The 12,178-nt window shown below is 69.6% G+C and carries 12 protein-coding genes; 9 read left to right on the top strand and 3 right to left on the bottom strand.

Annotation, left to right across the window (positions count from 1 at the left end; all coding sequences use genetic code 11):
- Nucleotides 1-10: 10 nt before the first annotated feature.
- Complete coding sequence (locus G6N23_RS11970; RefSeq protein ID WP_085262756.1) at nt 11-1,153, top strand: glycosyltransferase family 4 protein; 1,143 nt, start codon at nt 11-13, stop codon at nt 1,151-1,153.
- 22 nt (nt 1,154-1,175) lie between these two features.
- On the opposite strand, the gene G6N23_RS11965 is transcribed toward G6N23_RS11970, so the two are convergent.
- Nucleotides 1,176-2,978, bottom strand: a complete 1,803-nt coding sequence (locus G6N23_RS11965) for an AMP-dependent synthetase/ligase (protein WP_085262755.1) — start codon at nt 2,976-2,978, stop codon at nt 1,176-1,178.
- 153 nt (nt 2,979-3,131) lie between these two features.
- Between G6N23_RS11965 and G6N23_RS11960 the strand changes: the two genes are divergently transcribed.
- From G6N23_RS11960 to G6N23_RS11940, 5 genes are all read left to right on the top strand, one after another.
- Complete coding sequence (locus G6N23_RS11960; RefSeq protein WP_085262789.1) at nt 3,132-3,527, top strand: SRPBCC family protein; 396 nt, start codon at nt 3,132-3,134, stop codon at nt 3,525-3,527.
- 92 nt (nt 3,528-3,619) lie between these two features.
- Nucleotides 3,620-4,057: an SRPBCC family protein gene (locus G6N23_RS11955; protein WP_085262754.1), complete on the top strand. Its 438-nt coding sequence runs from the start codon at nt 3,620-3,622 to the stop codon at nt 4,055-4,057.
- Nucleotides 4,054-5,343: an ArsA family ATPase gene (locus G6N23_RS11950; RefSeq protein WP_085262753.1), complete on the top strand. Its 1,290-nt coding sequence runs from the start codon at nt 4,054-4,056 to the stop codon at nt 5,341-5,343. The genes G6N23_RS11955 and G6N23_RS11950 overlap by 4 nt, the downstream gene beginning before the upstream one ends.
- Nucleotides 5,340-5,705 (top strand): hypothetical protein, encoded by a 366-nt coding sequence (locus tag G6N23_RS11945; RefSeq protein WP_085262752.1) that lies wholly within the window; start codon nt 5,340-5,342, stop codon nt 5,703-5,705. Before G6N23_RS11950 ends, G6N23_RS11945 begins: the two co-directional genes overlap by 4 nt.
- Nucleotides 5,706-5,847: 142 nt before the next feature.
- On the top strand, nt 5,848-6,582 hold the full coding sequence (locus G6N23_RS11940; protein WP_085262751.1) for a lysophospholipid acyltransferase family protein: 735 nt from the start codon (nt 5,848-5,850) through the stop codon (nt 6,580-6,582).
- On the opposite strand, the gene G6N23_RS11935 is transcribed toward G6N23_RS11940, so the two are convergent.
- Entirely contained in the window at nt 6,543-7,841 is a 1,299-nt protein-coding gene (locus tag G6N23_RS11935) for a glycosyltransferase 87 family protein (protein WP_095173833.1), read from the bottom strand. The genes G6N23_RS11940 and G6N23_RS11935 overlap by 40 nt on opposite strands.
- A 104-nt stretch (nt 7,842-7,945) precedes the next feature.
- On the opposite strand from G6N23_RS11935, the gene G6N23_RS11930 reads away from it, so the two are divergent.
- The 3 genes from G6N23_RS11930 to G6N23_RS11920 are packed head-to-tail and all read left to right on the top strand — an operon-like array spanning nt 7,946 to nt 10,857.
- On the top strand, nt 7,946-8,941 hold the full coding sequence (locus tag G6N23_RS11930) for a hypothetical protein (protein WP_085262750.1): 996 nt from the start codon (nt 7,946-7,948) through the stop codon (nt 8,939-8,941).
- Between the two features lie 7 nt (nt 8,942-8,948).
- On the top strand, nt 8,949-9,437 hold the full coding sequence (locus tag G6N23_RS11925) for a polyadenylate-specific 3'-exoribonuclease AS (protein WP_085262749.1): 489 nt from the start codon (nt 8,949-8,951) through the stop codon (nt 9,435-9,437).
- Nucleotides 9,438-9,471: 34 nt separating this feature from the next.
- A complete protein-coding gene (locus G6N23_RS11920; RefSeq protein ID WP_085262748.1) occupies nt 9,472-10,857 on the top strand; it encodes a class II 3-deoxy-7-phosphoheptulonate synthase in 1,386 nt (461 codons plus the stop codon).
- 93 nt (nt 10,858-10,950) lie between these two features.
- Here G6N23_RS11920 and G6N23_RS11915 read toward each other — a convergent pair whose 3' ends face one another.
- The gene (locus tag G6N23_RS11915) at nt 10,951-12,135 is read right to left on the bottom strand and encodes a protein kinase domain-containing protein (protein WP_085262747.1); all 1,185 of its coding nucleotides are present in this window, start codon (nt 12,133-12,135) and stop codon (nt 10,951-10,953) included.
- Between the last annotated feature and the right edge of the window lie 43 nt (nt 12,136-12,178).

Genomic DNA, 12,178 nt, shown 5'->3' with positions numbered 1-12,178 from the left:
CATCCCTGCAGTGAGCCGGGTCCTGCTGGTTACCAACGATTTTCCGCCGCGTCCCGGCGGCATTCAGTGCTACCTGGAAGAGCTGGTGCGTCGCATCGCCGGCTCCGGGCGCCACGACGTGACGGTCTACGCACCGCAATGGAAGGGCGCCGAGGCGTTCGACGACGCGGCGAAATCCGCCGGCTACCAGGTGGTCCGTCACCCGGGCACGCTGATGTTGCCGGGGCCGGCCGTCGACGCCCGGATGCGCCGGCTCATTGCCGAACAGGCCATCGACACCGTCTGGTTCGGCGCGGCCGCCCCGCTGGCGTTGCTGGCGCAGCGGGCGCGCAGCGCCGGCGCCACCCGGGTGCTGGCCAGCACCCACGGCCACGAGGTCGGGTGGTCGATGCTGCCGGTGGCCCGCTCGGTGCTCCGCCGGATCGGGGCGACCTGCGACACCATCACCTTCGTCAGCCACTACACCCGCGGCCGGTTCGCGTCGGCGTTCGGGCCCCACGCCGCACTGGAACACCTGCCGCCCGGAGTGGACACCGACCGGTTCCGGCCCGATCCCGGCGCCCGTGCCGAACTGCGGGTCCGGCACGGGCTGGGCGGGCGGCCCACCGTGGTGTGTGTTTCACGGCTGGTGCCCCGCAAAGGCCAGGACATGCTGATCAGGGCGTTACCGGCGATTCGGCAGCGGGTGGAGGGGGCCGCGCTGGTGATCGTCGGCGGCGGCCCCTACGCCGAGACGCTGCACAAGCTGGCCGCGGAGTGCGGGGTGGCCGACGCGGTGACGTTCACCGGCGGCGTGCCGGCCGCCGAACTGCCGGCCTACTACCTGCTCGGCGACGTCTTCGCGATGCCGTGCCGCACCCGCGGCGCCGGACTCGACGTCGAGGGGCTGGGCATCGTGTTCCTGGAGGCCTCGGCGGCCGGCGTCCCGGTGGTCGCCGGGCGTTCGGGCGGCGCACCGGAGACCGTGCTGGACAATCGGACCGGGCGGGTGGTCGACGGCCGATCCGTCGCGGCCATCGGTGACGCCGTCGCCGAATTGCTCGCCGAGCCCGACCGTGCCGCCGCGATGGGCGCCGCGGGGCGCAAATGGGTCACGGGTCACTGGCGCTGGGACACGCTGGCCGGACGCATGGCCGACCTGCTGCAGGCCTGAGCCCGCTCAGTCCTTGGCGCAGTCAGTCCTTGGCGTAGATCGACTCGATCGCATCGGCGAACTTCTCGGCGACCACCTTGCGCTTGACCTTCATCGTCGGCGTCAGTTCGCCGGTGGCCTCGGTGAAGTCGACCGGCAGGATGCGGAACTTGCGGATCGACTCGGCGTTCGACACCGCCAGGTTCGCCTGCTTGACCGCCGCGTCCACCTCGGCCAGCAGGTCGGGGTCGGTGGCCAGGTCCGCGGTGGTGGCGGTGCCGGCCTTGCTGTTGCGCTGCTTCCAGCCCTCGATGGCTTCCGGGTCGATGGTGATCAGCGCCCCGATGAACGGCTTGGCGTCGCCGACGACCATCGCCTGACTGATCAGCGGGTGTGCGCGCAGCTGGTCCTCGAGCACCGCGGGAGCGACGTTCTTGCCGCCGGCGGTGACGATGATCTCCTTCTTGCGGCCGGTGATCTTCAGGTAGCCGTCGGAATCGATGTCGGCCAGATCGCCGGTCTTGAACCAGCCGTCGGAGAACGCCTCGGCGGTGGCCTGCTCGTTGCGCCAGTAGCCGCTGAACACCACACCGCCGCGCACCAGCAACTCACCGTCGTCGGCGATGCGCATGCTGTTGCCCGGCACCAGTTTTCCGACCGTCCCGACCTTCATGCCACCGACCGGGTTGACGGTGACGGCGGCGGTGGTCTCGGTCAGGCCGTAGCCCTCGTAGATGGACAGCCCGACGCCGCGGTAGAAGTGGCCCAGCCGTTCGCCCAGCGGCGCGCCGCCGGACACCGAGGCACGGCAGTCGCCGCCCAGCGCCGCACGCAGCTTGTGATAGACCAGCTTGTCGAACAGGGCGTGCTTGGCGCGCAACAGCAGCCCGGGTCCACCGTGATCGATGGCCTCGCTCCAGTCCACCGCGGTCTGGGCGGCCATCTCGAAGATCCGGCCCTTGCCGTCGTTGGCGGCGTTGCCGGCCGCGGTGTTGTAGACCTTCTCGAACACTCGCGGCACCGACACCACCACCGTCGGCTTGAACACCGCGAACATCGGCACCAGATTCTTGATGTCGCTGGTGAAGCCGACGGTGACCCGGTTGGTGAAGGCCGCCAGGGTCAGCGCGCGGGCCAGCACGTGGGCCAGCGGCAGGAAGATCAGCAAGCGCTGGCCGGGGCAGAGCAGGGTGGGCAGCGCGGCCTTGGTGCCGCGCACCTCGTAGATCAGGTTGGAGTGGGTCAGTTCGCAGCCCTTGGGGCGACCGGTGGTGCCCGAGGTGTAGATCAGGGTCGCCGGGTCGGTGGCCTTGAGCGCGTCCCGGCGCGCGGTGAGCTGCGCGGGGTCCTCGCCGGCGCCCGCCTCGGCGAGTTCGTCGAGTGCCGGGGCGCCCGACCCCTCGATGGTCAGCACCCGCCGCAGCGCGGGCAGGTCGCCGGCGAGTTCGTCGAGCATCTGGGCGTGGGCGTCGGTCTCGGCGAACGCCAGCACCGCGCTGGAGTCCTCCATCACCCAGCGCACCTGCTCCGCCGACGACGTCTCATAAATCGGCACGGTCACCGCGCCGACCGACAGGATCGCGAAGTCCAGAATGGCCCACTCGTAACGCGTCGCCGAGAAGATCACCACGCGGTCGCCGGCCGCCACGCCCTGGGCGATCAGGCCCAGTGCCGCCGAACGGATGTGCGCGGCCGCGGTGGCACAGCTGACGTCGGTCCACACCCCGTCGATGAGCCGCTGGTAGATGACGTGGTCGGGATTGTCGCGCTCGTGTTCGAAGACGATTGCGGCGACGTTGTCGTGCTCCTCGACGGTGAACGGCGCGGGAACACTGAACTCACGCATGCGATGAACCTCTCTCGGCAGCCCGGGTGTCTGTCCGCCCAGCCTAGTAGGCGCCTGGTGGCCGGTGTGACGGTGTTCACTGCCGGGGCAACCGACGGCGGATGCGCACCCGGTGCGTTCCGCGCGGATGGCGTCATATGTGAAGCTGGGGCGATGAACAGTATCCAGGTTGCCGACGCGACGTTCATCGCCGCATCCGGCGCGCAGGTCGGCGCCGTCGTGGCGGACCGGTCGAATTGGCGGCGGTGGTGGCCGGACCTGCAACTCGAGGTGGTCGAGGACCGCGCCGAGAAGGGCGTCCGGTGGACGGTGAGCGGGCCGCTTACCGGAACCATGGAGATCTGGCTGGATCCGATGCTCGACGGGGTGCTGCTGCACTATTTCCTGCACGCCGAGCCCACCGGGGTGACCGGTCGCCAGCTGGCCCGGATGAACCTGCCCAAATTGGTCCACGGTCGCCGGGTGGCCGGCAAGCGAATGGCCTTCGAGGTGAAAGCCCGCGTCGAACGGTCCCGGCCGGTGGGTGTCGCGCCGGCCGCCGTGAACTGACCCGGGCTAAACGGGCGGACGCCCGGCGCGGCGAGGTACCGTCTCTGCCGAGGGCCGGTGCGCAGGCGCGAACGAGTTAGGGAAGTAACCAGGTGGCGGACAAGACAGCTCAGACCATCGTCATCGCGGCGGATCCGGACACGGTGATGAAGGTGATCGCCGACATCGGCGCCTACCCCGAATGGGTGTCGGAATACACCGAGGCCGAAGTGCTCGAAACCGACGCCGACGGGTACCCGAAGGTCGCCCGGCTGGTGCTGGATGCGGCGGTGCTCAAGGACACCATGGTGCTGGCCTACGACTGGGCGGCGGACCGTCGCTCGGTGCGGTGGTCCTTGGTCTCCAGCTCGCTGCTCAAAGCGCTTGACGGTGAATACCGCTTGGCTCCCAAGGGATCCGGAACCGAAGTCGTCTACGAATTGTCGGTCGACCTGATGATTCCGATGATCGGTCTGCTCAAGCGCAAGGCGGAGCGGCGACTGACCGACACCGCGCTGAAGGACCTGAAGAAACGAGCCGAGGCTGAGTGAGGCGGTCCGAACCAGCGACGCCCACAGTGCTCCCGGCGGCGCCGATCAGTCTGTTCGTCGGCAAGGGCGGCGTCGGTAAGTCCACGCTGGCCGCGGCGACCGCCGTCGCCGAAGCCCGCGCCGGCAACCGGGTGCTGCTGATCTCCACCGACCAGGCGCATTCGGTCGGCGATGTGCTTGGCGTGACGGTGGTGCCCAGCGGTGGCCGTGACGCCGTTTCGGTGCCGCTGGATGACGGCGGTCCCGGCGGCCTTGACGTGCTGGCGCTGGACACGCTGGCGTTGCTCGAGGCGCACTGGGGCGAGGTCGTCGCGGTGCTGTCCTCGCGATTCCCGGAGTCGGATCTGGGAAGTGTTGCTCCCGAGGAGCTTTCGGCACTTCCCGGCTTCCAGGAGGTGCTCGGCCTGCACGAGGTCGGTGAGCTGGCCGCCAGCGGGCGGTGGGATCGGCTCGTCGTCGACTGCGCGTCCACCGCTGATGCGATGCGGATGCTGACGCTGCCCGCCACCGTGGCGTTGTATGCCGAGCGATCCTGGCCGCGGCACCGCAGGCTCAGCGCGGCCGAGGACCGCTCGGCCGCCCTGGTCGAGCTGATCGAGCGAATCAGCGGTGCCGCCGAACGCCTTGCCACGCTGCTGACCGATGAGGCGCTGGTCGGGGCGCACCTGGTGCTGACCGCTGAGCGCGTGGTGGCGGCCGAAGCCGTCCGGACCTTGGGGACGCTGGCCCTGACGGGTGTGCGCGTCGATGAGCTGATCGTCAATCAGATTTTGCTGCAAGATGATTCGTACGTCTACACCGATCTGCCCGCCCATCCGGCGTTCGACTGGTATGCCGAGCGGATCCGCGAACAGCAGGGAGTCCTCGAAGAACTGGATCGCGCCATCGGTGACGTGGCGATGGTGCTGGTCCCGCACCTGGCGGGGGAGCCGATCGGACCCAAGGCGCTGGCCCAACTGCTCGAGGGCGCCCGGCGCCGCGGCGGGTCGGCGCCGCCGGGACCGGTGCGCCCGGTGGTCGACCGGGAGTCGGGTTCGGGACTGGGGGCGGTGTACCGATTGCGGTTAGAGTTGCCCCAGGTCGATTCCGGTGCGCTCAGCCTGGGGCGGTCCGCTGACGACTTGATCATCAGCTCCGGCGGAATCCGGCGCCGAGTCCGGCTGGCGTCGGTGCTGCGGCGATGCACGGTTGTGGACGCAACGTTGCGTGGCAGCGAATTGACGGTGCGTTTCCGGCCGGACCCGGAGGTGTGGCCGGTGAGCAGGGACGAGGAGGTGCGACGTTGAGCGCTGGCGCGCACCCCGACCTGGGTGAGCTCGGACCCGAGCTGCGCAAGCTCGCCCAGGCGATCCTGGACCGCCTCGACCCGGCGGTGCGGGCGGCGGCGCTGCTGGCGGCGTCCGGTGACGGTCCGGGTAAGTGCCAGCAGGTGTGGTGCCCGGTGTGTGCGCTGGCGGCGTTGGTGACGGGGGAGGAGCATCCGCTGCTCACCGTCATCGCCGAACACAGTGTCGCGTTGTTCGAGGTGATCCGGGCGGTGGTCGGTGAGACCGGTGAGGCGCCCGGCCCGCCCGACGGCCCGACCCCGGACGGCGGCGCGCCGGCCCGGCCCGGCTACCAGCACATCCCGGTCACCATAGAAAAATGAGCGCACCGAGCCCTGAAAACAAAGCAACCTAAGGAATTCCGGGGAATCGTCCGTGTGACGAATCACCGTGTGGCCCCAGCCATGCATGGTCGGTAAAGTTGGCGCGACCACGGCCGATGTTCGTGGGTAGGAGGGAGGGGCCATGTGGTATTGGCTGTTCAAGTACGTACTCCTGGGCCCCTTGCTGGCCCTGATCGGCCGTCCCAAAGTCGAGGGGTTGGAGAACATCCCCGAGGATGGTGCGGCGATCCTGGCCAGTAATCACCTGGCCGTCATGGACAGCTTCTACCTGCCGCTGGTGGTGCGCCGGCGGATCACCTTCCTGGCCAAGTCCGAATATTTCACCGGCACCGGGATCAAGGGCTGGTTCACCCGCTGGTTCTACACCGCCGTCGGGCAGGTGCCCATCGATCGCACCGACGCCGACGCCGCGCAGGCCGCCCTGAACACCGCCGAGCGGATCCTCAAGGACGGCAAGCTGCTGGGTATCTATCCCGAGGGCACCCGTTCACCCGACGGCCGGTTGTACAAGGGCAAGACCGGCTTGGCCCGGCTTGCGCTGCACACCGGCGTGCCGGTGATTCCGGTCGCCATGATCGGAACCAATGTGATCAACCCGCCGGGCACCAAGATGCTGCGGTTCGGCCGGGTCACCGTCCGGTTTGGCGAGCCGATGGACTTCTCCCGCTTCGACGGGATGGCCGACAACCGCTTCATCGAGCGGGCCGTGACCGACGAGGTGATCTACGAGCTGATGGGCCGGTCCGGCCAGGAGTATGTCGACATCTACGCGGCCAGTCTCAAAAACGGTGCCCCGCAAGAAGATGGGGCAACGGCTCAGCCGGTCGCCCGATTTCCGGAAACAGCGGCAGGCTGATCGAGGGTCGTCCGGCGGCCGTGATTGAACGTCGCCCCGGCGGTGATGATCACCGCGACCGCCCACCACACATACGACGTCCCGGCCAGTTGACGCCACCACGCCGCGCCGGCCTCGTGATGCTCGGGCAGTAACTCGATCGGACTTCGCATCATCAGGGCCGCCCCGAGCGCGCTGAGCACGCCCAGCGCGATCGCCCGGTGCCGGTAGGCCAGTACCCCGGTCACCACTACGGTCGGCAGCATCCACACCCAGTGGTGTGACCACGACACCGGCGACACCACCAGCCCGAACAGCGCCACGCAGATCAGTGCCAGGATCGGCTCCCCGGCGCTCAACACCCGGCGGGCCGCCCACACCGCAAGTGCGAGCGCCAGCAGGCAGCCCACCAGCCACAGCGCGGAACGCTGAGGTTCGCTCAGTGGCAGCCGGGCCAGTGCGCCGGCCAGGTTCTGGTTGGTGTTCAGCGTCGCCCCGCCGATGCGGTCGGTGTTGCTGACCGTGTGCGTCCAGTACTGCCAGGAGTCGCTCCAGGCCAGCACGAAGCCCACCAGGGTCGCCGCCAGAAACGACGCCACCGCGGTCACCGCGGCGCGGCCGTCGCGGCGCAGCAGGAAATAGAGCAGGAAAACCGCCGGCGTGAGTTTCAGCGCCACCGCCAGCCCCAGCAGCGCGCCACGCGGCCAGGTGGTGCGACGCGGCACGCAGTCGGCGATCACCAGCGTCATCAGCACCGCGTTGATCTGGCCGAAGTCGAAGTTGGCCCAGATCGGTTCGGCGTCGAACCAGATGGCCGCCGCGACGATCGCGGTGGCCACCATCGCCCGCCGCCACCAGGCCGGGCCGCTCCGGCCGCCGACGTCCCCGATGTCCAGGCCCAGGCCGGTGAGCACAATGGTGATGGACACCACCAGCAGCAGCGTCGAGACGATCGTCAGCGCGGCGGTGCCGACACCGAGCGACACCCAGGTGAGCGGCGCGAACAACACGGCGGCGATCGGGGGATAGGTGAACGGAAGCACCGTTCCGTCGATCTGGGTGGCAAACCAGTCGTCGCCGTAGAGCGGGCGCCCGTCCCGCCAGGCCTGCGCGGCCATCCGGTAGACGTCGACGTCGATGTGATAGGGCGTGCTGCCGAGTGCCCGCCACGTCGTGTAGCCCAGGGCCCCGATCGCCAGCAGGGCGAAGATCCACCAAACGGCCCAACCGCTGATGCCCCCGTGCCGACGGCCCGGGTCGGGCGGCCGCGATGTACTCATGTCGCCGCACAGCCTATCGGGTTGCCGAGTCTTGTCAGGTTTCACCGAGCCCGCACCGGCGGTGATCCGGGCGTTGTGTGTCGCGACGGCGTACTTTGCATTAGGTGCTCGAATGGTTCCGCGACGACATCGTCGACCGCGGCAGACTGCCGCTGCTGTGCTGCCTACTCGCGTTCCTGGTGACATTTGTGGTGACCCGCTCGGTGGTCCGCTACATCCGCAGCACCGCCGGGCGCGTCGGCACCCCCCGGTGGTGGCAGCCACGCAACGTGCACATCGGTTCCAAGCACATCCACCACGTGGTCTTCGGCGTCGTGCTGGTGATGGTCGCCGGGGTGACGCTGGTGGCCGCGGGTCCCCACGGGCACGAGCCGGCGTTCACCGTGTCCGCGATCGCGTTCGGGATCGGCGCGGCACTGGTGCTCGACGAGTACGCGCTGATCCTGCACCTGTCCGACGTGTACTGGGAAGAGGACGGGCGCGCCTCGGTGGACGCCGTGTTCGCCGCCACCGCGGTGGCCGGACTGCTGGTGCTGGGCTTTCACCCCTTGACGTTTCTGCTGTCGGCGTGGCACGACACCTCCTCGCCGCTGATCCACGCCGGGGTGTTCGCCGGGCTGGTGACGGCGCTGCCGCTGGGCGTGGTGGTGCTGTTGAAGGGCAAGGTGTGGACCGGGCTGATCGGGATGTTCTTCTTCCCGCTGTTGGTGATCGGCGCGATCCGGCTGTCCCGGCCGCACGCGCCGTGGGCCCGCTGGCGCTACCTGCCCCACCGGGAGCGGATGCGCCGCGCGCTGGACCGGGAACGCCGGCTGCGGCGACCGGTCGTGCAGGCCAAACTCTGGCTGCAGGACGCCATCGCCGGCCGGCCGCAGATTCCCGACGAGCGGGTCGTCGACGCCGAACTAGACCGCGACGTGCGGGCCGCCGCGGCGCCGACGGAGCCGATCATGATCGGACGGCCCAGGGTGCCCGCCGGGCGGGCCCCCGAGCGTCCCGCGCCCAACCGTGCGGTCGCGGACGCCTCGGCGCCGACGGCGCCGTTCTCCGTGCCGTTGTCGGCCCCTCCGCTACGCAGACCCGGCGGGCCCTGGAGATGAGCGGGCGGTGAGGTACTTCTACGACACCGAGTTCATCGAGGACGGCCGCACCATCGAGCTGATCTCGATCGGCGTGGTCGCCGAGGACGGGCGCGAGTACTACGCGGTGTCCACCGAATTCGATCCGGGGCGCGCCGGGCCGTGGGTCCGCGCCCACGTGCTGCCCAAGCTGCCCTCCCCGGCCTCGCAGGCGTGGCGCTCGCGCAGCCGGATCCGCGCCGACCTCGAGGAATTCCTGGGAGTCGACCGCGGCGAGCCGATCGAATTGTGGGCCTGGGTGGCCGCCTACGACCACGTGGTGCTCTGCCAGCTGTGGGGGACGATGCCCGATCTGCCGGCGCCGATCCCGCGTTTCACCCGTGAGCTGCGTCAATTGTGGGAGGACCGGGGCAAGCCGCACCTGCCGCCGCGGTCGGCGGGCAGCCACGACGCGCTGGTGGACGCCCGTGACCAGTTGCGGCGGTTCCAGGTGATCACGCGGACCGAACTGGCCTGATCAGTGCGGGTTCGCACCCGGCTACCATGGTCGGGTGAACTGGACCGTTGACGTACCCATCGACCAGCTGCCGGCGCTGCCGCCGCTGCCCGCTGACCTGCGCGAGCGTCTCGACGCCGCGCTGGCGCGGCCGGCCGTTCAGCAGCCGAGCTGGCCCGCTGACCAGGCCAAGGCGATGCGCACGGTGCTGGAGAGCGTCCCGCCGATCACGGTGGCATCCGAGATCGTGCGCCTCAAGGGGCTGCTGGCCCAGGTCGCCCGCGGGGAGGCTTTCCTGCTGCAGGGCGGCGACTGCGCCGAGACCTTCACCGACAACACCGAGCCGCACATCAAGGGCAACATCCGCACGCTGCTGCAGATGGCGGTGGTGCTGACCTACGGCGCTTCGGTGCCGGTGGTCAAGGTGGCCCGCATCGCCGGCCAGTACGCCAAGCCCCGCTCGGCCGACGTCGACGCATTGGGGCTGAAGTCCTACCGCGGCGACATGGTCAACGGCCTGGCCCCCGATGCCGCGGTGCGCGAGCACGACCCGTCCCGGCTGGTGCGGGCCTACGCCAACGCCAGCGCGGCGATGAACCTAGTGCGGGCGTTGACCTCGTCGGGGCTGGCGTCGCTGGAACTGGTGCACGACTGGAACCGGCAGTTCGTGCGCAACTCGCCGGCCGGGGCGCGCTACGAGGCGCTGGCCGGTGAGATCGATCGCGGGCTGAAGTTCATGAGCGCCTGCGGGGTCGCCGACCGGGAACTGCAGACCGCCGAGATCTACGCCAGTCACGAGGCGCTGGTGCTCGACTACGAGCGCGCCATGCTGCGGATGGCCGACATCGAGGGCGAACCGCAGCTCTACGATCTCTCGGCGCACTTCGTCTGGATCGGGGAGCGGACCCGTCAGCTCGACGGTGCGCATGTCGGGTTGGCCGAGGTGATCGCCAACCCGATCGGCATCAAGCTCGGGCCGACGACCTCGCCCGAGCTGGCGGTGGAATACGTCGAGCGGCTCGACCCCAAGAACGAGCCCGGCCGGCTGACGCTGGTCAGCCGGATGGGCAACGCCCAAGTGCGCGACCTGCTTCCGGGCATCATCGAGAAGGTGCAGGCCACCGGTCACCAGGTGATCTGGCAGTGCGACCCGATGCACGGCAACACCCACGAGGCCTCCACCGGCCACAAGACCCGGCACTTCGACCGGATCGTCGACGAGGTGCAGGGGTTCTTCGAGGTGCACCACGCGCTGGGCACCCATCCCGGCGGCATCCACCTGGAGTTCACCGGCGAGGACGTCACCGAGTGTCTCGGTGGCGCCCAAGACATTTCGGATGCGGACCTGGGCGGTCGCTACGAGACGGCATGCGACCCGCGGCTCAACACCCAGCAGAGCCTGGAGTTGTCCTTCCTGGTCGCCGAGATGCTCCGCGGCTGAGGGCCTTCTTCCCACCGCGAGCGTGCGTGTTTGCCCGCCGACACGCCGTAGATGGCGTACAACTGCGCACGCTCACGCCAAGGACCGCGGGGCCTACAGCAGTGCGCCGACGTTGTTGCCCAGCGTCCACGCGACGGCGGCCACCAGTCCGGTGAGCGCGAACACCACCGCCAGCCAGATCAGCACCATCCGGCGCGCGTGCTGGCGCTCCAGTACGAATCGACTCAACTCGATACCGGCGAATTGCCCTGTCACCAACTGATATCGGGTATCGGTTTCGGTCGTGTCGTCGTGCGGCTCACGGGCCATGTGCAGCGTCGGGCGGTGGGGCGACGGGTGGTGTCCACCGCCCCGGTGGCGTGGCGCCGAGACGTGCTGGGCTGAGTTGCGCGGGGCCGGCACCCGAAACGCCGGCAGCTCCAGCCGCTCGGCGATCGCATCCACAGCACGGGCCATCTCGAATCCGTCGGCGTACCGGTCGGCCGGGTCCAGCGCGGTGGCGCGAGCCACCAGGTCATCGAATTCCCTTGGGACGCCGTCGATTGCGGAACCGGGCGATGGGACGGCATGATCCAGCCGCTGATAGGCCACCGTCAGGGCCGAATCGCCGGAGAACGGCGTGTGGCCGGTCAGCAGCTCATAGGTGAGCACCCCCACCCCGTACACGTCGCTGGCCGGGCCGGCGTTTCCATCGCGGACCTGCTCGGGCGACAGATAGGCCGCGGTGCCCAAAATCACGTTGGTCGAGGTGATTCCGGCCGCCGCGATAGCACGGACCAGCCCGAAGTCGACCACCTTTACCTCGCCGTCGTCGGAGATCAAGATGTTCTCCGGTTTGACGTCGCGGTGCACCAGGCCGGCGCGGTGGGCGATCCCCAGCGCCCCCAGCACCGGGCGGAGCACCGCGGCGACGGCGTGGGGCGGCATCGGGCCGCGTTCGTTGAGCAGTTCCCGCAGCGTTCCGCCCTCGATGAGTTCCATCACCAGAAACGGCTGCCCCGGATCGTGCGGTGTGCCGAAACCCTGGTCGTACACCGCCACCAGCCCCGGGTCCTTCAGCCGGGCGACCGCACGGGCCTCGAGCTGGAATCGGGTCAGGAACTGCTGGTCGCCGGCATAGCGCAGGTCCATCACCTTCAACGCGACCGGGCGGTCCAGGCGCTCGTCAAGACCCCGATAAACGGTGGACGTGCCACCGGTGGCGATGCGGGCCCCGACCCGGTACCGGCCGTCCAGCAGGGCGCCTTCCAGTGCGTCGGGACCCCACGCTGCAGTCACCTGGCCATGGTAGGTGGACGGGGGGCGGCTGCGGCGGTTCTAA

The sequence above is a fragment of the Mycolicibacter terrae genome (assembly GCF_010727125.1).
GTDB classification, from domain to species: domain Bacteria; phylum Actinomycetota; class Actinomycetes; order Mycobacteriales; family Mycobacteriaceae; genus Mycobacterium; species Mycobacterium terrae.
Note: the sequence above shows the minus strand (reverse complement) of the source record. Positions and strands in the feature narration are given on the sequence as shown.